General features: G+C 42.1%; 16 protein-coding genes. 5 read left to right on the forward strand and 11 right to left on the reverse strand.

The genetic code is table 11. The features are described from left to right. Positions 1-315: 315 nt before the first annotated feature. The 3 genes from H6G83_RS27615 to nfi all read right to left on the reverse strand — a co-directional run bounded on the left by H6G83_RS27615 (position 316) and on the right by nfi (position 3759). The gene (locus H6G83_RS27615; RefSeq protein WP_190478015.1) at positions 316-2274 is read right to left on the reverse strand and encodes an FHA domain-containing protein; all 1959 of its coding nucleotides are present in this window, start codon (positions 2272-2274) and stop codon (positions 316-318) included. A 52-nt stretch (positions 2275-2326) separates the two neighbouring features. Next, positions 2327-2908, reverse strand: a complete 582-nt coding sequence (locus H6G83_RS27620) for an FHA domain-containing protein (RefSeq protein WP_190478017.1) — start codon at positions 2906-2908, stop codon at positions 2327-2329. 185 nt (positions 2909-3093) lie between these two features. Next, positions 3094-3759: a deoxyribonuclease V gene (gene nfi, locus H6G83_RS27625; protein WP_190478019.1), complete on the reverse strand. Its 666-nt coding sequence runs from the start codon at positions 3757-3759 to the stop codon at positions 3094-3096. Positions 3760-3891: 132 nt separating this feature from the next. Here nfi and H6G83_RS27630 point away from each other — a divergent pair, with 132 nt between their 5' ends. The 3 genes from H6G83_RS27630 (at position 3892) to H6G83_RS27640 (ending at position 6742) form a co-directional block, all read left to right on the forward strand. Next, positions 3892-4410: a hypothetical protein gene (locus H6G83_RS27630; protein ID WP_242044856.1), complete on the forward strand. Its 519-nt coding sequence runs from the start codon at positions 3892-3894 to the stop codon at positions 4408-4410. Positions 4411-4579: 169 nt separating this feature from the next. Further along, positions 4580-5773 carry a hypothetical protein gene (locus tag H6G83_RS27635; protein WP_190478020.1) on the forward strand — a complete coding sequence of 398 codons (1194 nt, stop codon included), beginning with the start codon at positions 4580-4582 and terminating at the stop codon, positions 5771-5773. Between the two features lie 3 nt (positions 5774-5776). Beyond that, a complete protein-coding gene (locus tag H6G83_RS27640; RefSeq protein ID WP_190478022.1) occupies positions 5777-6742 on the forward strand; it encodes an aldo/keto reductase in 966 nt (321 codons plus the stop codon). Between the two features lie 197 nt (positions 6743-6939). Here the strand turns inward: H6G83_RS27640 and H6G83_RS27645 are convergent, their stop codons facing one another. After that, complete coding sequence (locus H6G83_RS27645) at positions 6940-8229, reverse strand: DNA cytosine methyltransferase (RefSeq protein WP_190478024.1); 1290 nt, start codon at positions 8227-8229, stop codon at positions 6940-6942. 266 nt (positions 8230-8495) lie between these two features. Here H6G83_RS27645 and H6G83_RS27650 point away from each other — a divergent pair, with 266 nt between their 5' ends. Further along, positions 8496-9077, forward strand: a complete 582-nt coding sequence (locus H6G83_RS27650; protein WP_190478026.1) for a Uma2 family endonuclease — start codon at positions 8496-8498, stop codon at positions 9075-9077. On the opposite strand, the gene lpxB is transcribed toward H6G83_RS27650, so the two are convergent. From lpxB to purC, 6 genes are all read right to left on the reverse strand, one after another. Beyond that, complete coding sequence (lpxB, locus tag H6G83_RS27655; protein ID WP_190478095.1) at positions 9078-10253, reverse strand: lipid-A-disaccharide synthase; 1176 nt, start codon at positions 10251-10253, stop codon at positions 9078-9080. A gap of 175 nt (positions 10254-10428) precedes the next feature. After that, complete coding sequence (lpxA, locus tag H6G83_RS27660) at positions 10429-11244, reverse strand: acyl-ACP--UDP-N-acetylglucosamine O-acyltransferase (RefSeq protein WP_190478028.1); 816 nt, start codon at positions 11242-11244, stop codon at positions 10429-10431. A gap of 246 nt (positions 11245-11490) precedes the next feature. Further along, positions 11491-12006: a 3-hydroxyacyl-ACP dehydratase FabZ gene (gene fabZ, locus H6G83_RS27665; protein ID WP_190478030.1), complete on the reverse strand. Its 516-nt coding sequence runs from the start codon at positions 12004-12006 to the stop codon at positions 11491-11493. Positions 12007-12057: 51 nt separating this feature from the next. Further along, on the reverse strand, positions 12058-12906 hold the full coding sequence (gene lpxC / locus H6G83_RS27670; RefSeq protein WP_190478097.1) for a UDP-3-O-acyl-N-acetylglucosamine deacetylase: 849 nt from the start codon (positions 12904-12906) through the stop codon (positions 12058-12060). A gap of 86 nt (positions 12907-12992) precedes the next feature. Beyond that, the gene (locus H6G83_RS27675) at positions 12993-15503 is read right to left on the reverse strand and encodes a BamA/TamA family outer membrane protein (protein ID WP_190478032.1); all 2511 of its coding nucleotides are present in this window, start codon (positions 15501-15503) and stop codon (positions 12993-12995) included. 272 nt (positions 15504-15775) lie between these two features. After that, positions 15776-16513, reverse strand: coding sequence for a phosphoribosylaminoimidazolesuccinocarboxamide synthase (gene purC / locus H6G83_RS27680; protein ID WP_190478034.1), 738 nt, complete (start codon positions 16511-16513; stop codon positions 15776-15778). A gap of 1382 nt (positions 16514-17895) precedes the next feature. On the opposite strand from purC, the gene H6G83_RS27685 reads away from it, so the two are divergent. Further along, complete coding sequence (locus H6G83_RS27685; RefSeq protein ID WP_242044857.1) at positions 17896-18168, forward strand: DUF7219 family protein; 273 nt, start codon at positions 17896-17898, stop codon at positions 18166-18168. Here H6G83_RS27685 and H6G83_RS27690 read toward each other — a convergent pair. Next, positions 18163-19419, reverse strand: coding sequence for a cytochrome P450 (locus tag H6G83_RS27690; protein ID WP_190478039.1), 1257 nt, complete (start codon positions 19417-19419; stop codon positions 18163-18165). The genes H6G83_RS27685 and H6G83_RS27690 overlap by 6 nt on opposite strands. Positions 19420-19466: the final 47 nt, after the last annotated feature.

The following is a 19466-nucleotide window of genomic DNA, read 5'->3' on the forward strand; positions in this document are numbered from 1 at the left end:
GCTCAATTGGCTGGTTTTACACCTCAGCCCGGTGTTTTTTATTTTCTTGACGCAGGCTATTGTTGTATACTAGCTTTCAAACTATAATATTTTCATGGTTCGGCTCCTTTGAGGGTCGCTTTATCGCGTCCGTCTCTCAGGCACTTATTCAATATAGCTAACCTATTCAGGGCTGTCAACCTTTTTTCCAAGATTTCTGGAAAACATTTTTTCGTCGCTTCAAATGCTTCTACAGCAAGGCTTTTGAGATAGTGCTTCCCACGGGTGAAGTAAAGTCTATATTGATGGACTGTTGGGAAACAGAATTTTTTGTGGTCATGAGGGTAACTGGTTGAGTACCCACTTTAACCACTGTCCAAAGGAACTGACCGCATTTAAACGCCGGACACCAGGGGCGTGGGCTGAGGCAAGTCCATCGACGGCTACTAGGCAGGCGTATTGTAAGCCCAAGAAACTATCGACGGCTGCGTAAGGGCCGCCAAGGGTAATTGCCCCGGCTGCGTACATTTGTCCTTTACCGTTTCGCATTTCTGGGATTTCAAAGTTATTGGCGACGGTTAAGCGTCCGAGATGGTTTAAGGGCAAGTTGTATTGTTTTACTAGGTCTTCTAATAAGGGACTGGCTTGCACTTTGGCATCTAAACCAGTGGCATCAACTATGAAATCGGCTATGAGTTGCATTTGCCCGAAGCCTTTTTCTTGAATTTGGGTGATGGTGCGATTTTGTGAATCTCTTTCCACTCCCAAAACTTCGCCGAAGGTGATTTGATACCAGCCTTCTCTTAATCCTGCTTCTGTAATGCGTTGCCAGTCGAGGCGGTCGGCGGTGGTTGTACCACCCCAGTCTGTTAGTAAGCGTTTGCGTTCTTCTGGGGTGGCTTGTTCTAACATGACTCGAAGTTCACCACTCCAGCAGGCTTTGGGCCAATTGAAGGGTTGAAATTCGTAATGGTTTTTGACTAAACGTGTGGCTTTTTGAAATTTGTTGCCTTGGGGTTTGGGCGATCGCATCAAATGTAAAACTGTAATGTTAGAGTTTTTCCGCCTTGCTTCATAAATTCGCTGGACTATACGTGAAGCTACAATTCCTCTTCCGCGAATTAAAACTGTGCCACCTTGGCGTTCTAATTGTTCATATACATGATCGTGTGCTTCATAAGCATTGACGACGGATTTAAAGTCTTGATATTTTTCTCTATAAGTTTGCAAGTCTGGAAGAAACTGAATTGCTGGATACCCGGTAGCTAGGTGTAGATAGCGACTGACGAAAAAGGCATGATTGCCTTGTCCGCGAGAATAGGCTACACAATATCTACCATCATCTGTTTTGCGAATGGCTCTAACTCGCCCATAACGATAAATTTGACCCCAGCCGATGCGTTTGGCTTCTCGGTCGATGGAGTCGAAGACGTTACCTGCGCGGGGAGTATAAGTTTCGGCAAAGGTGGGTTCGGCGAATACCTGCCATAGATATTGTAGTGCTGTGTTTAGCTTACCTTTGGTGAAGTCCTGCCAAGCTTCTCGCCAAGCGTAACTCGGCCAACCCCAGATATTATCAGGGCAGGAGTCTGAGTTTGAACGCAGTCTTTCATGTAGGGGTATTTGGGAGTTGAGGCAAAGGCGTTTGTAACGGGCGTAAGGTTCGGCTTCTAAGCCCAATGCGACAATTTTTTCGGTACGGACACCGCTTATTCTCAATAAATCAGCCCAAATGAAACTACCTAGTCCTCCGCCAATTGTTAAATAGTCGCATTCATCCACAGGTAGTCTTATGGCGTGGAGTGCTTGTACTGAAACTTGTTCTGCTTGAAATGCTGGTGGGGGAAAATTACTTCCTAAAGGTGTGAAGGCAGGGTTTTGTGGTATGTGGGGATCGGGAAGGTTAGTATTGGGATTGAATTGGATTAAGGAAGGTGGACTGGTGACTGGTACTGTAACACTAGCTGCCAGAGTCACCATGATGATGTAGGGGCCAATTTGCAATGTATCGCCGTGAGCGAGAACGCCGCGCTTTTGTTGCTGGCTGTTGATGAATATACCGTTAACGCTACCTTGATCAATTACTACCAATTGATTGTTTTCCCAGACAATCAGGGCATGATAACGAGAAACTTCATTACTATTAAGTAAGATTCGTGAAACACGCTGTCCTTCCTGTTCCACAGGCAACCGGGCAAATTCTCGACCAAAGGCTATGGGCGCATTCAACTTTGGTTCTCGCCGTTCCCCTGTTGTTGGGTCTTCCCAACTTAATCGAATTTGTTGGTTAGTCATTGGTCAGTTGTCAGTTGTTTTATCTGCCTTATTGTTCCCAAGTCCTATCTCTTCAATTTGGTGCGACGAGTACGCTGACGGCTGCGGCTAGAGATGTACCACACCAAGGGCAACCAATTTGCAGATTTTCGAGTGAGGATACGCGATGGCATTTCGGACACTCTAAACCGTACATTTTTGGTGGTGGTGTTGGATGGTGATGATGTATCGGTGGTGGTGTTGGCTGTTGGCGTACTGGAGGGATAATTTGTTGACCATTTATAGGTGGTTGTGGTGGGGCTAGAATTGTGGCGGGAATGGTGTTGATGGTAATAGCAGTAACTTGGAGTTTGACTTGACCTAAGTGGATGATACTTCCTTGGTTTAAGGGTTTTTCGCCTTGTATAAGTTGCTGTCCGTCTACAAGAGGGGGGTTTGGCGATCGCAAATTTCTGATATAAAAAGTTTGTTGCTGTGGGTGAAAAAATATTTCTACGTGCAGTCCTGATACTGTTGGGTTAGTTAAAACAATATCGCACCGGAGAGGATCTCGACCAATGCGGACAGTACCAGGATTTTTACTTGGTTGTTGTTCGTAAATTTGTTGTTTTCTCTGCTGTCCAGAATCTTGCCACTGTAGAGTTAGTGCGTTCATTGTTTTAACTTGGGTAACTCTTTGATTTAGTTACTTCAACTTCCTTCTGTGCGATTCCTAACACGAGTTAGGATTGTCAGGCAAGGTTTGAGAACAAACTTTATACTAGATTGGTACAAATGAAGTCTCTCGTTATAGGTGATCATTGGTCATTAGTAATTGATCAAGGTATTGAGCGTATTGTTTTATCGATTGGATGCTAGTTTATCAGCTACACGAGTAGTTTCTGGTAGTCTGTACTTGGGTGTGCAGCGTAATACGTAGTCGATAGCTGTGTGTAAACTGATTTTATGACCTGTAGACACGTAGACTGGCTTTACTCCTGTACGAGTTCTTAACACGGCTCCGATAGTTTCACTTTTATGTATTAATGGTTGCCAACTGCCTCTTGTGTCTGGTAGTTCTTCATGTTTACCAATTAGTAATGATTTAGCTACACCAATTGTTGGTATGTTGAGCAAGACACCTAAGTGGCTGGCTATTCCTAATCTGCGAGGGTGAGCAATTCCTTGACCGTCGCATAAAATAATATCTGGTGTGGTTTTAATTTTTTCTAGGGCATCAAGTACTGCTGGTATTTCTCGAAATGAGAGAAATCCGGGAATGTAAGGAAACGATGTGGGACGATATGCTAGGTTGGTTTCGATGACTTGCAAATCGGGGAAACTTAGTACTGCGACTGCTGCGCGGCTAATTGTACCATCGGCTTCAAAACCCATATCAACACCAGCTACATACTCTACAGGTTGTTTAAACTGATCCTCTGTGATTACTTGGGTGCGTAATTCTTCTTGAATGGCTATGGCTTCCTCTACTGTCAAAGGCCAAGGATGAGGTTGAGAAGTCTTCATACTTATAAATTACGTATAAATAATAATTTTAGCAATTTCCATAAATTTACTTAGGTATAGTAAAGATTTTTAAATTTTTCATCTGCTGTTGTTTGTGTCGATGAATGGGGAATCCTAAGTGTAGAGGATTTATTGGCTAATTTTGGGCTTGATTTGCGTATGACACAGGCAAAACTCGTAAAACTCGCTAAACAGGGAAATACTCAGGCGATCGCATTCTTGATGAATCGTTTTCTAAAGCCTAAAGGTATCACGGCAAAAGTTATCTTGAAAGATGCTTGCTTACAGGTAATGTTAGAGTCTGCTAATCTTTCTAATCAACAAGCTTTAGTAGCGTTTGTTCATAAGGGAGTTACTAGTTTAGGTATTACATCTATTGAAAAGGTGAAAGTATACGGACAAACACCTGGCGAGGAATTACCAGTTTGGGCTGAAGAATTTGAACTAGAAGCAATAGAAAAAATAGAAGATAATCATGTTTTTACTGTTTCTATTATTTTAAATGGTAACAGTGAATGCGGTTTAAATAATCAAACTTTTGAAAGCATTGCTAATTTAATGACAAATGATATTTTGTCATCTTGTAAAGATTTTTTGATTAAAAAAGTAAGTATAAGTGATGGCGTATCTGTAATTACGAAAGAAGTTTAAACTCTCCAACTGGTTTTCATAGTAATTGCGTTATTCTCACGCTGTAGTAATTTTGTTATTTAGGCTTTCATAGCGGGGATTTTTTCAAACCATAAATCTGTTTGATTAACTGTAACAGGTAATCATAGCGCTGGTAAATTGATCGTGATGGTATTAGCATTAACTGATTATGACAAAGCCAAATTTTTTAGAGCAGGCCAAGCATAACCTGAGAGATTTTTCTTGGTCTGTATGGTTTCCATATCCTAGTTCTTGGCTTAGAGCATTAATTTTAGTACCAATTGCTTTACCAAGTACAAATCTAATAGTGTTTGGTTTAACTGGCATAATTATATCTTTAGTTGAAAGTAGTCCTTTACTTTTATCCTTTTCTATTTTAATTGGCTTAATATTACCAGCAAGTGTTTTAGCTTTTTTTTATCACTTTGTTTGGTATATATGGCATCAGCGTAGCTCAAGAAGTTACCTATCTAAACTTATGCCTAGTTTTATCAGCTTTTGGCATGGTTTGTATACTATTTTTGTATTAGCATTATCTTTTATTATTATCATGTCTGTCTTTTCAGAGCTAGCTTTTCTAGATTGTAAGGTTTCTGAAAAGTTAGAGTTTTTAAATGTATGTACAGGACGGTTTACTGAACGAGCATTAAAGTTAATTTTTAACAGTATTAACAATGGAGATTTTTTATTTAAACCTTGGTTTATAGTTTGGTTATTCAATGCTAGTTATCTATACCAAGTTGAGTACTTATTTAGGAAGTTTTTGCATAATAAAATCACAGCAATCTTTAAAAAGAAAAATAATATTTCTCCCAAAGATTCTAACTTAGAGTTTGGCTATGATGTTCAGGATGAGATAGCAGTAGTACCAGCCAAGAAAAGAAAGAAACAACAGACCCAAGTCGGATTAAGTGACCAGAATTATCGACCAAGAGCTAAAAGATTTAAAATAGTAAGATTAATCTTTAATTTATTAATTTTAGGTGGAGCCGGAATATACTTATATTTTAAGTTTCCAGAAATGAAAAATAATTTAAGTCTTTATATATCTTCTCCGCAGTTATCATACCCTGTTAAACAGGATGCAGGCATATTTCAAAAAGGGTTAAATAAAGCAATCAATGCAGCTAATTTAACAAAAACAGCCAAGTCTCACAAAGAATGGAAAACGGCTATCACTCAATGGCAAGCAGCGATCGCACTTATGAAAACAGTACCACCTTCTAGCCCTAATTATGCAATAGCTCAACAGCAAATTACTGAGTATAAAAAAGCTTGGGTTATGCAGAAAAAAATACTCAAGGTGCTAAGTAAAGCTATCGCATTTTTGTTAGCATACAAACAGAATAGCGATTTCACCTAAATTATGACAGCAAAACAGACCAGGCGTAACTTTCTGTTGACTAGTGCTGCTGTAACTGGAGGTATAATGGTGACAAGTGCTTTGCCACAAAATGCTAGTAACACTGTTACACCAACAGTAATCATGCCTGAACGCATTTTAGGGCGTACAGAAGTGAAAGTTCCTATTTTTGGCTTGGGAGGCGCAGGACAAACTCCGCTATCTTGGGAAGGAAAACAGTCTGATGCTGAAGCAATTATTCGCAAAGCTTTAGAAGTGGGTATTCGCTATTTTGATACGGCTGCAAGTTACGGGCCGAGTGAAGATTATTTAGGCAAAGTTTTACCACCCCATCGCAGTAAAATATTTTTAGCTAGTAAGACTGATCAAAGAGATAGGGATGGTGCATGGCGAGAATTGGAGCGATCGCTGAAACGTCTAAATACAGATTACCTTGATTTGTGGCAATTACATCACGTTTCTTTCCCCGAAGAACTCGATACTATATTTAGTCCCTCTGGTGCAATTAAAGCTTTAGAAGAAGCCATTACCCAAAAATTAGTTAGATTTACAGGTATTACCGGACACCGTGATCCTGAAGTAATTGTTGAAGGTTTACGTCGCTATCCTTTCCATACAACACTTATACCAGTTAACGCTGCTGACAAACATCACCCGCGTCCTTTCATCCCTGTAGTGTTACCAGTAGCGAAAGCAAAAAATGTAGGTGTAGTTGCGATGAAAGTCCCAGCTTATGGACGCTTGTTTAAACCAGATGGGTTGACGGGTATGGAACAAGCGATGGGATATACTTTGTCTCAGCCTGGAGTTCATTGTTGTGTAATTGCGGCGGAAACTGTTGCACAATTAGAAAGTAATGTGAAAGTAGCCTGTGCTTTTCGACCTCTACCGGAAAAAGAATTGGCGGCGATCGCTCAACTTACTGCTAGCATTTGGGAAGATAGTACATTCTTCCGTAGTTGGTCGTAGTATAGCAGGGAACAGGTGACAGGGGACAGGGTACAGCTTCAAAATCGGTTTGCCATAAAGACTTTATGATTCATCCATGTGGTGAATGCTGTAATTGGTAATTATAGCATTCACCACATATGTTAGGACAAAGATGAATCATAGAATCTTTATCGCAAGCGGCTTTTCAGCCTATCACCTGTCCCCTGCTATAATAGTCAACTGTCAACAAGTCCATATTTTTGTGCGGCTTGAGATATATTTAGTTGTAATAGCTTTTCCGCTCCCAATTCGTAGGATATACTGGGTTTAATAGGTGATATATTCAATTTGTGAATAATCTCTGCGGCGACAGCTTTGGCTAACAATGGCGGTACAGAGTTACCGACTTGACGAAAACCGTGCCATTTGGTGATGTGAAATCTAAACCAGTCTGGATAAGAATGTAATCTTGCTGCTTCTCTGACTGTAATACATCTTGATGTAAATGGATGAATCGGTCTAGGTGAAGTGAAAGAACCTCTATACTTGTCAGTTCCAGCCCTTAAGGTATTGCAGACACCAGCAGGATGTAATTTATAAAAACGGCTAACGGGTTCTCTTTCACCTGGAACTGTAGCTGCAAAACGTTCGATGGTTGCTTGTGAATGTTTGGTTCTCAAACTGGAGGAAAGCAGACGAGAATCAAATAGGCGATCGTATGAATAATCATCTGCTAGGCTATTAATATTGCGAAGTATTGCAGCGTAATTACTCGCCTTGCCATACTCGGCAATTATCGAATCTTTTGTTAACAAATCTGAGTATTGTTCTACCTCTGGTAAATCTCCGATCGCTTCCCAAACAGTAGGGCAAATTGGTAGATTAGATAAATCCTTAGCTTTTAATCTATTAGTATTGACTGGCTTAGTTATTGGCTGGGGATATTTTGGTAATTCCACATCTTCCCTAGCACCAAGTAGAAATAATCTTTCCCGCGCTTGCGGTACGCCATAATAGGTAGCATTAAGAATTTGATAATTTTCTTCTACTTGATAACCTTGGATTTTAAATTCATCAATTAAAGCTTTAAGGATTCGTTTATGTTCACCAACTGTAATTCCTTTGACATTTTCCATGACAAAGAATTTTGGTTGTAATTCTAAAACTAACCGATGAAAATGAAATACTAAGGAATTACGAGGGTCATCAAGAACCCTTTTACCCATCAGTGAAAAACCTTGACAGGGTGAACCGGAAATTACCACATCAATTTCCTTATTACCAATATGTGAGCGATCGCGGATTTCTTTTCCTGTCGTATCCTCTACACTTTTACACAAAACTGAGCAAAACGGGAAGTTATATTCGTGGACTGCACAGTGAATTGGATCAATTTCTACCGCCGCCAACACATCAAAGCCAGCCTGTTCAAAACCAAGCGTCATTCCACCCGCACCCGCAAATAAATCTACAGCAATGGGTCTTTTTGACAGAGGTTTGAGTTCTAAGTGCTGGGTGCTAATCATACCGATTATAGATTTAAAGCCTTTAGCTCAAAGTTCCAGAATTGCAAATAATAATATCTATTACAATGCAATATTTTTCTTGATTTAAGTGTTACTTTAAAAGTAAAATAATTATTAAAAGCATCAAGTAGGGAAATTATTACATACATTTAAATTTAGTATACTATATCACATAAAATACCCAAAAAGTATTTTTGTAAAACATCTCCATAATCTAATGAAACAGAAATTAGCATAGTATTGTCGCCGCTATCTCACTTATCTGTATGGTTATTAGTCCCTTGACATTGAACTTAGACACAGTTCATCTCACTGACGAACAGTTCTATCAATTATGTCAAAATAACAGTGAATTAAAATTTGAACGCACGGCTACTGGAGAATTGATTATTATGCCTCCTGTTGGTGGCGAAAGTGGAAATAGAGAGACAGACCTGATCGCTGATTTAGTATTTTGGAATCGGCAAACGGGACTAGGTTATACTTTTAGTTCTTCTACCATATTTAAGTTACCCAATGGCGCAGACCGTTCTCCTGATGCGGCTTGGATACGGCGGGAACGTTGGGCTGCACTCACTACTGAACAAAAACGTAGATTTCCCCCCATTGCACCAGATTTTGTCATTGAGTTAAGGTCAGCAACAGACGATTTAAAAAAGCTACGTCAAAAAATGCTGGAATATTTAGATGCTGGGGTGCAGTTAGGATGGTTAATTAATCCTCAACAGCAGCAAGTAGAAATTTATCGTCAAAGCCAAGAAGTGGAAGTGCGAAATCTGCCAACAGAATTATCAGGTGAAAATATATTACCAGGATTTAGTTTGAGTTTATCTTGTTATGGTCAATAGTCAACAGTTATTAATTCTATCTTCCAGCATTTGCAAAATTTCTTTAGCCGCGCGATCGCACACTCCCAATTCTCCCAAACAATGGCGCATTTGTTGATAATCTGCCAAGATTTGCGATCGCCGTTGCGAATTGAGTAATAATTCCATTGCAGCTTGAGTAATATTTTCAGGCGTTGCGTCTTCTTGCAACAACTCTGGTACAATTGGCTTCATCACTACTAAATTAGTTGGTGAGGCGAAGGGGATAGAACCTTTAAGAATCTTCCTGGCAATCCAAACTGTAACAGGATTCAAGCGGTAAACTACAACTTGCGGCACATTTAACAGTGCTAGTTCTAAATTAACTGTACCTGATTTAGTAATGGCGAGATCAGCTGCGGCAAAGATTTCTTTTTGTTGTCCGGAAACAACTGTCGCCCTTAAACCATATTTCTTAATAGCTTCCTCAATTGGTTGTCTATAAACCTCCAAAGATAAAGGAATCCAAAAATGAGCCTCTGGTAATTGAGTTTGAATAGTTTGGGCAGCTTGAAAAATTACTGGTAACAGATATTTTAACTCTTGCCAACGGGAAGCAGGCAATAGAGCGATCGCCTTTTGTTCTGGTGTAATTCCTAACTTATTCCGCGCCTCTTCCCTAGTCAGAACATCCTGCATCCGGTCAACCAAGGGATGACCTACCCAACTAACATTAGCACCGTTGTTACGAAAATAACGCGCCTCTTCTGGAAAAATTGCCAGCAGCTTATCTGTAAAGCCGACGATGCGCGAGGTGTTACGCAAACTTATCGACCAGACCCACTCCTGGGGCGCGATATAATATGCTACAGGTATATTTGGTAAATGCTGTTGCATATACGTACCAATACCGAGATTCGGCCCCATGTAGTCGATTAATACTACCAAGTCTGGGGGATATTGTTTTAAATAGGCGATCGCTCGACGCTGTACTCTCAAAGTAGGCAAGACATAAGGCAGAGACTCGAAGATCCCCATTGAACCAATACTAGTTGTATTGCCCAAAATCTTCGCCCCCGCCTCTGCCATTTTCTCGCCACCCAAAGCCACAATCTCTAACTCCAGCCCCATAGCCTCAGCCTGACGCATCAGCGCCGCAATCAACAGCGACCCTTGCAAGTCGCCAGATACTTCGCCAGTGCTGATAAATATGCGTATGGGGTTGGGGACTGGGGACTGGGGACTGGGGATTGGGGATTGGGGACTGGGGATTGGGGACTGGGGACTGGGGATTGGGGACTGGGGACTGGGGACTGGGGATTGGGGATTGGGAATCGAACATTTCTCCCCCCACTCCCTCATCTCCCTCATCTCCCCCCTCTCCCCCTGCATCCTACTCATCACTCCCACCCGATTTACTTCTACCGGGAATCAAACCCCGTCTTCCAGGCATTTGCGACAGTAAGAGAAAACGGCGTAGGTTTTGCAGGTGTTCCGTGTCCCCTAAAGATTCAAGCTGCTCTAACGCTTCCTTGAACGTGAGGTTAGAACGGTACAAAATGCGGAAGGCTTTTTTCAGGAGTTGCAAATCGCTAGCGTCCATACCAGAGCGTTTGAGTCCCACTAGGTTCAGGGTTCTAATTCGCCCAGGATTACCTTCTACCAACATATATGGCGGCACATCGCGGTCAATACGTGCCATCCCGCCTACCATTGCTTGTCTACCAATATGTACAAATTGATGGACACCCAAAACTCCGCTTAGTCTGGCACATGATTCTATGTGGACATGACCCGCTAAGGCTACGGAGTTAGCTATAATTACGGAGTTTTCAATCACGCAGTTGTGAGCCACATGGGTATAAGCCATTAACAAGTTATTATTGCCAATAATCGTGGCTTCTCCCGCTCCGGTAGCACGATTAATTGTCACATACTCTCGAATCAAGTTATCATTGCCAATTTTGACCCAAGTTGGTTCTCCCACAAACTTGAGATCCTGGGGTTCCATACCGATAGCTGCACCTGTAAAAATCTGATTTCGCGCCCCAATCTCACAAGGCCCTTCTAGCACTGCATGAGCGCCAATAATTGTTTCCGGGCCGACTTTGACTTGCGCTCCAATCACAGCATAAGCACCGACTTGCACTGTTGGGTGCAGTTCCGAGTTGGGATGAATTACAGCAGTTGGGTGAATAAGCGTCTTCAAGGTGAATCTCCAGAACTGTCTTGAGTAGCCAGTGCCTTGCTTTGATTGTCAAAGTTTCAGCACTTAGCGTTGCTGAGTGTATGAGTGTTCAGTGAACAATATGTCGGGCGAAGCAAGTTGAGTGTGTGAGCGGCGAAAATCAAGAAATTATAAGATGCTCTTGTGGCGATTTTTCTTTACTGCTATCCTTTTTCAGGATTGAGTTAAGGTACTTCACGGCTGTACCTACGCCACGAAAGCTAATCGTCAGTTAATCAGGGAGAACATTAACTCGCCTTCAGCTGCCAGTTGTCCGTCAACCTCAGCACGACCCTGCATTTTACCGAAACGACGCTGTTTGATCCACAACAGTTCCACCGTCATTACCAGTTGGTCGCCTGGTACTACTTGGCGGCGGAAACGGACTTTATCAATACCAGCAAACACAAATAAACCACCTTCTAGATCAGGTAGTTGTGTCATCACAATACCACCAACCTGTGCCATTGCTTCAACAATTAGCACTCCGGGCATTAGTGGTCTGCCAGGGAAATGTCCTGTAAAGTGTGGTTCGTTGACGGTGACGTTTTTAATACCTACCGCACTTTTTCCTGGTGTGTAGTCAATAATTTTGTCTACAAGCAAGAATGGGTAACGGTGGGGTAATAATTGCTGAATTTCTTCCGATGTAAAAGTTTTTTTAGGTTCTGGAGGTGTTGTTTCCGCCTGAGTTGGTGGTTGTTCAGTAGATGTGGGTGCTGTTACTTCAGAGATAATTGACATTAGCGGTGTGGTTAATTGGTAATCTGGGGGTTGACTGGTATAGTAGGGAATTTACTTAGTTACAGCGAGAATTTTTTGTGCCAGTTGAATGTGTAAATTGTGGCTGGCTTTATAAGCTAAGAAATGAGCGCGGGGAAAATACCCCAATAAACTCAAATCCCCTACTAAATCCAAAATTTTATGACGTACTGGCTCATTTGCAAATCTTAACGGTGGATTTAACCATCCATCAGGGCCGCAAACCAGCGCATTATCCAAACTACCACCTTTAATCAACCCAGATTTCTGTAAATATTCGAGTTGATGCAGTAAACCGAAAGTCCGCGCTGGGGCAATTTCTTGGGCAAAGCTTGACGCAGCTTGGTTTGGCTCGGTAGTGAGTAACCAACTGTGCCATTGATTACCAATTGCGGGTAAGTCAAAATCGATACCGTAGCTAAAACGAGTTTCTGGCGCTGGAATAGCAGCGACGAAAGCATCGTCTTGACGTATCCAAATTGGTTCGGAAATATCTAAGTAAGCTGAGTGACTGGTTGCTTGTTCTACTAAACCAACTTCAGCAATACTACTTACCCATTCCTTGGCTGAACCATCTAAAAGCGGTACTTCCGGCCCGTCAATTTCGATACGGGCGTTGTCTACACCCATCCCCGCTAAGGCTGCTAATAAATGCTCGACTGTGCGGACGCTGACTTCATCCTTGCCCAACTGAGTGGAAAGAACAGTCTGATGCACAGCCGCTACTTGAGCAGGAATTATCGGGGAATCTGGTAAATCTACTCGCACAAAGTAACGACTACTACCAGATTCAGCAGGCAGTATCCGTACCTGAGTAGCCACACCACTATGCAGCCCAACTCCCTCACGAGCGATCGCTCCCGCAAGAGAGTGCTGTTTAATACCTTGATCAATCATCTTTGGTAAAGACCCTGGTGTTAACGGTTAACTGTTGACGGTTGACAACTGACAACTGACAAATGACCAACTTAAAATCTTTCCCCAATACCGAAGTTAATCCGGCTTTCACCATCATCGTTGATACCATAGTCAACGCGAATCGGCCCCAGTGGTGATTGTACGCGCACACCAAGACCATAGCCATAGCCAGTACCATTTTTATCCAGCACTTCAGCTACTTTGGTGCTAGTTCCTAAGTCACTACCGAAATCGACAAATAAAGCACCACTGACAACAGAGAAGACCGGGAAACGATATTCAACAGTTGCTTGGACAAAACTGCGCCCATTACCTAAAGCACCGTCTTCGTAACCCCGCACGGAATTACTACCACCCAGAACAAAAGCTTCATAAGGTGGTAAATCACCAAAGACTGTACCGCCTTGGATGTTAAAAGCCAAGGTTTCCGGGCCTTTACCAAAACCTGTAAATCTCACGGGAACATATTGGCTGTAGCTACCCCGCAGTCTAGTTAGGAAAATATTACCTGAGCCTACTGGTACTGATTGGTCTATGCCGAAACGGAGGAAGGAACCGCTAGTTGGTTGCAAGGGGTTATTGCGGCGATCGCGTTGCGCTCCTAGTTGTAGTAGTAGTAAATCATCTTGCCCTGTACCAGAGGCGGTGAGGTCAACAAGCTCACTGGTAAGCTTGCCATTATCATCAAATACACCCCCTCGGCTTCTGATTCTGCCATCAGCATCAAGGGTACTGACTCGCTGATACTGAAAACCTGCTGAAGCTGTCCATTCTGCTCTTTCAAAGGGATTAGCTGCTAGAGGACGGGTAAAAGTGACACCGCCACCTAAACGAGTCACGCGGGGACGGTCTTGTCTGTCTGTATCCTCAGGTCTACTGCGGTCATATGTTCTTAAATCTTCATCTGGCCCGTCAAAAATCAGCGAAATGGAACGACGGCGGAAAATATTGGCTGTGTATGAGGTACGGTAAGGATCGCCAGCTATCCAGGGGTCGGTAAAGCGCAGGTCAAACAGTAATTCTCGCTCACCCAATTGTACTTCTGCACCTAGTTTTTGATTTCTCCCGTTGAGGTTCTGCTGTTGATAGCTGACTGTACCAAACAACCCACTAGCAGAACTGATACCAGCACCAGCCGCAATGGAACCGCTACTGCGTTCCACCACGTTGACGACTACATTCACCCTAGTCGGGTCTGTACCAGGGTCAAGAGACACATTCACATCTTCAAACAATCCTGTACCAAATACTCGTTGCAGGTCTTTCTGCACAGTGTTGCGGTTGAATACCTGTCCTGGTCGCGACTGCAATTCTCGCGTTACGATATATTCCTGTGTCCGTCCCCGAATTGGTTCTCCTTTTTCGTTGACATCCTGACCTTCTTTGTTGCGGAACCGGACGTTAATATTTTCTATCACCCCTTCTGCTACTTGTAGGGTGACAACTCCATCTTCGGAAACTTGGGGCGAGCCGACAACGTTGGCTAGGACAAAACCTTGGTCTTGATAGCGTTTAGTTAACTGCTTGATCCCTTCTTGTAAATCCCGCAAGTTGAGGATTCTACCATACTGGGATTTGAAGATTTCATCAGCAGTTGTTTGAGGTAGTACAGAGGCGACGTTAGTACCTGGGTTTGCTTGAACCTGTACTTTGGTTAATACAGGGTTGGGCTGAACAACAAAACTCACTCTTACCCCTAGTGGTGTGTCTTCTGGTACTGCTTGGACGTTGGAGAAAAAGCCAGTGCCAAAGATAGCATTAATATCTTCTTGTAACTGGGAACGGGTGGTTGTCCGTCCTGCTTGGGTACGAATTACATTGTAAACCTGTGTTTCTAATTCGGGTGTGAGTTGTCCTGATTGCGCTCTGACTGAGACTTCTGACACCAATACACGGGGTTCAGTATTTTCTGTTGGGGTGGGGTTGGGAGTGTTGAAATTTTCTGTCCCTGGTGTAGTTCCAGGGGTTGGGGTTGGTGCAGGTGTAGGTGTAGGTGTTTGCTGTTCGGTGGTGGGAGGGGTTACTTCTGGCTGGGTGTTTGGTTGTTGCTGTGGTGCTTGTACAAGCTGTTTGGCTGATGTAATGACAGTTTTGGGGTTGGGGACTCTTGACTCTTGACTGGGGTTCTGTTGTGGCTGTAAGGGGGTAAGTGCTACTGTGAGCGATCGCTGACTATTAATTGTCTGAGAATTCTTGCTTAAAGCCGCAGCTAATTTTGATTTGCCAACTTCCACAGGGGAAACTTTACTCACCTGTGGCTGTTCTACAGCCAGGTTTGGCGTTGCTGATGCTTCTAATGTCGGGACGATTATCTCTTTTTCTGCCGTTTCTGCGACTTTTGTTGATTTATCTGCGGAAACTTCCACAGATGGGAATGTAATATATGCCTGCGCTTCAACCGTTGGCAAACTAATATGTTGTTCTGGCTGCTGATTTGTCGCAGGTGGGAGCGCTTCTATTGTTTGTTCTAAACTGCTAGGAGTTTGGGCAGTTGCATTTAAAGTGCTGGTCAAAGGTGCTGTAATTGCTACAGCCGCCACAAATACGGGAGATAAACGCATCTTCATTTAATTCCTTTCTTCCTCTTCACATCCACACACACCATTACCGGGCAATTGCTGTTTTCTGCCAAAGGTAAAATAACAAATATACTTTTTTGTTTGGTAATAATCAAAAATTATTGCTTATTAACGTCAGTTGCTAGTAGTCAATTTAGGGACTGGTGATGGGTAATGAGTTCAACCAATTACCCATTCCCAGTTACCCCGTACCACATCAGCGAGTATATTCACATGACTAGCAATTTGATTTATTAACTTGGGTTGTCATAAATTTAACTTTTAATTTCTACTGCTTGTAGTACTCTTTGTAAAACCTCCTGGTAAGCATCTTCTACATTTCCCAAGTCGCGCCGGAAACGGTCTTTATCCAAAACTCGACGATTGGGATCTGTTTCTGTAGTGTTCCACAATCTACAGGTATCAGGGCTAATTTCATCAGCCAACAGCAACTGTTGTTGTGAATCTAAACCAAATTCTAGTTTGAAGTCTACTAGAGTAATACCGCAACGTTGCCAGAACACCTTGAGGAAATCGTTAATTTGCAATGCAAGATGAGTAATTGCGTTTACTTGTTCCACTGTGGCTAGTTCCATTAACAGTAGGCGATCGCTTGTTAGTAATGGATCTCCCAATTGATCGTTTTTATAATAAAACTCTACTAGAGGCTGTTTTAAAACTGTACCCAGTTCTATACCTGTTTGCTGACATAAGCTACCAGCCGCAATATTACGGATTACCACCTCTAAGGGTAGAATCTTCACAGCTTTTACCCGCATTTGATTAGGGCTGGGGCTATCAATATAATGAGTTTTAATCCCAGACGCTTCCAACTGCTGAAATAGCTGGCTGGAGATGCTACAGTTTATCCTCCCTTTGCCAAGGATACTGCCCCGCTTTTGCGCGTTGAAAGCAGTGGCATCATCCTTAAAATCAGCCAGTAAGATTTCTGGGTCGTCGGTAGCGTAGAGAATTTTCGCTTTGCCTTCGTATAGCTTGGAATAAACAGACATAGTTGGCGGTATTTGAGCAATGAGCAACTTTTGTCCTTTCGGGCTTCACCATTTTATCTTTAGTTATTCACCATTAGCTATTCGCCTGTGTCAGTAACCAATTTTGGCTTCACAAAATTAGAATACACAGCAAAGGAAAGGAATATTTAACTTAAGGCTTCACGCTGCCTTTTTTGGAAAATTATAAAGGATATGTTGAAAACCCTGTGACTTTAGTCCAGGGATGAAAACTATTTGGTAGGATGAGCGCCTACCAGTTTTGGTAAAATAGCTTTAGTTTCAACATGAGTAGGAATAACCAAGAGCGCGTTGAACAATCCTAGTAGGGGTGAAACTCCCGCACAGTAAGTCAGCCGTGATCATCGTCGCCTATACCACTGGCAGAAAATAGCAGGATTGGGAGCGTTCTTAACTTGTGAAATATGTGGACTCTGAAAGGGAAACTGCAAATAAAACTAGGTAACGTCACAGCTAAACCAAGGAGCGTTTAGCCAAGTACGGTAGGGGACGTTTGACTGTCCCACAAGGTTAATCCCTTGAAAGATAGCTGTGGAGAATGATGGCTAAAGCCTCAGCGCGGAACAACAGTTTGAATCACCGTGACTTTAGTCCGGTGAGAGTCAAATGAACTCTCTCTTTCAGTAGAAGACTATCACCTGTTATCTGCGGTATTCATTTAATACGACTGTGACGATTTATACAAGTATTAAGATTTACAAGTAAAAAATAATTTTTGTAACTATTCAAGTGTTTTTTATTATAAAAGGTATATATATATACTCTTATAGTGCCAATCAAAATTGTTAAGCAATTTACAGGCACTCTTCACATGGATGACAAAATTCTTACCTCTCATCCCTGATATCTAGCCTCACCCCTGTCTCAACCTGTACTGTATTGAAACAAAAAAATGCCTGATTATGAGCGGCCATAAGGTGAGGTTAATTATTAGTAGGAGGAAAATCAACCGTTTTGTTTTGTAGCTTTGACAACCAGTTTTTGAGAAAATGCTTAAAATTAAAACTGTAAGCATTTTCAGTTTTAGCTCCACCTTTCGATGTTCAGATAGTATATTTTCCCATTAGTCTGGTTATTAAATTAGGTCAATAAATGAAATTGATCTAACTCTGAGTTGAGAAAGCCAAGTTTGTAAAACATCAACAAAATTTTGCCCCGATAGTTTGAAAATTTATCTAAGATACGACAAACTCAATTAAGCATTTTAAAATAATCAAATACTATTATCTTGGTTTCATTTTTGTCAATGATGAAGCGGTTGCTAGTAGCAAGGGATATCCCGTAAACCATAATTGCATAGACTATTAGTGATTCAGCTTCAGCTATTAAACAAACAGGAGTCTAATAACATGGAGAAAACAACAATGAGTAAAGACAATTTTCTTTATCCCCGTGGTCGTTATTACGGCCAAGTAAAGCCAGAAAACTTAGTCTTTAATGCTAATTTACAAGAATTTGCTCAAAGAATAAGTTACATTTGCAACTTAGAAACTAATGGTAAATTATCACCTGAAGATGCTTACGACCAAATCAAAGCTTTGTGGAAACAGTTAAAACGCACAAAAAAACAACTGCAAATTGGCGAGAACCCATTTCAGGAAAGTGATGACAACTCCGAAGATTCAGGAAATTTATGAGATATTTACAGGTTCCCTAAATCCAAGGTGCAAATGTTTTGGCCCGTGGAATACAATATTATTTGCCCACTCAACTTTATCGTCTAATAACCTGAGTTCGGGTAAACGATTGAGTAAGACATTTAAGGCAATTTGAGCTTCGGCGCGAGCTAAGGCAGAACCAAGGCAGAAGTGTATACCACTGCCAAAACCACAGTGCTTGTTGTCTTGACGTTGAATATCAAGGACATCAGGATTGACAAAGCGAGCCGGATCTCGGTTGGCTGAACCAAGTATTAACCCTACGCTGTCCCCACGTCTGATCAGTTTGCTGCCAATTTCAAAATCAGCAAAAGCCCAACGTGTTACCATTTGCACAGGGCTGTCATAACGTATCAGTTCCTCTACTGCTCCAGTAATAAGTTCTGGATGAGAACGCAATAATTTGAGTGCATCTGGGTTACGCAGTAATGCTAGCGTTCCTTTACTAATTAAATTGATTGTAGTTTCGTGACCAGCTGTCAAAAGATGGATACATGTTGCTAGAACTTCTTCATCACTGAGTTTATCACCTTCATCTTGGGCTTTGACTAAAGCTGTGATTAAATCCTGACGTGGTTCGCTGTGCCGTTGGACAATTACCTGCTTAAAATATTCAATAAATCCCCAAGTTGCTTGTTCAGCTTTGGCATAAACTTCTGGTGAAGGAGTTAAGCGTGAAGCACTAGCGTGTTGTAAAGCCAACGCCCATTCTCGGAATAATGGGCGATCTTGCGGATCTACACCCAGCATAGTGGCAATTACCATAACTGGTAGAGGAAAGGCAAAATCGTCCACCAAGTCCATTTGACCATTAGCTTGCACCTGATCCAACAAACTATCAGCAATGTCAAAGATGACTGGACGAATATTTTCAATCATCTTAGGGGAAAAGACCTTATTAACGAGCGATCGCAATCTTGTATGGTCTGGCGGATCTCTAAACACCATCCAATTGTTGACCACCGTTCTAAACCCTCGATAAGCAGGTGGTACTGGTGCGCCTTCACCATCATCCCGCACTTTTGCCGCTTCACGACCGAATTTAGGGCTTTCCAGCACCTGCATCACATCTTGATAACGAAAAAGATACCAACTACCAGATAAGCGGGGGTTGGCTGCAAGTCCCCAATGAACAGGATCTAGCTCTCTATAGCGTCGGTAGAATGTATAAGGGTCTTGAATAACTTCCGGTATAAATGGGTTTAATCTCTCAACGGTAGAAACTGTCATTATTTTAGTATCCTATCATTAGATATACAGAGGGCAGAAGAAATTCT

It is taken from the genome of Anabaena azotica FACHB-119, assembly GCF_014697625.1.
In the GTDB taxonomy this organism is placed as follows: domain Bacteria; phylum Cyanobacteriota; class Cyanobacteriia; order Cyanobacteriales; family Nostocaceae; genus Trichormus; species Trichormus azoticus_A.

What these genes read in the sequence shown, in the direction of transcription:
- H6G83_RS27645 (WP_190478024.1), bottom strand. Translation starts at nt 8,229, where the DNA reads ATGATTAGCACCCAGCACTTAGAACTCAAACCTCTGTCAAAAAGACCC.
- H6G83_RS27690 (WP_190478039.1), bottom strand. Translation starts at nt 19,419, where the DNA reads ATGACAGTTTCTACCGTTGAGAGATTAAACCCATTTATACCGGAAGTT.
- H6G83_RS27685 (WP_242044857.1), top strand. Translation starts at nt 17,896, where the DNA reads ATGAGTAAAGACAATTTTCTTTATCCCCGTGGTCGTTATTACGGCCAA.
- H6G83_RS27640 (WP_190478022.1), top strand. Translation starts at nt 5,777, where the DNA reads ATGACAGCAAAACAGACCAGGCGTAACTTTCTGTTGACTAGTGCTGCT.
- purC (WP_190478034.1), bottom strand. Translation starts at nt 16,513, where the DNA reads ATGTCTGTTTATTCCAAGCTATACGAAGGCAAAGCGAAAATTCTCTAC.
- fabZ (WP_190478030.1), bottom strand. Translation starts at nt 12,006, where the DNA reads ATGTCAATTATCTCTGAAGTAACAGCACCCACATCTACTGAACAACCA.
- H6G83_RS27635 (WP_190478020.1), top strand. Translation starts at nt 4,580, where the DNA reads ATGACAAAGCCAAATTTTTTAGAGCAGGCCAAGCATAACCTGAGAGAT.
- H6G83_RS27620 (WP_190478017.1), bottom strand. Translation starts at nt 2,908, where the DNA reads ATGAACGCACTAACTCTACAGTGGCAAGATTCTGGACAGCAGAGAAAA.
- H6G83_RS27675 (WP_190478032.1), bottom strand. Translation starts at nt 15,503, where the DNA reads ATGCGTTTATCTCCCGTATTTGTGGCGGCTGTAGCAATTACAGCACCT.
- H6G83_RS27650 (WP_190478026.1), top strand. Translation starts at nt 8,496, where the DNA reads ATGGTTATTAGTCCCTTGACATTGAACTTAGACACAGTTCATCTCACT.
- nfi (WP_190478019.1), bottom strand. Translation starts at nt 3,759, where the DNA reads ATGAAGACTTCTCAACCTCATCCTTGGCCTTTGACAGTAGAGGAAGCC.
- H6G83_RS27615 (WP_190478015.1), bottom strand. Translation starts at nt 2,274, where the DNA reads ATGACTAACCAACAAATTCGATTAAGTTGGGAAGACCCAACAACAGGG.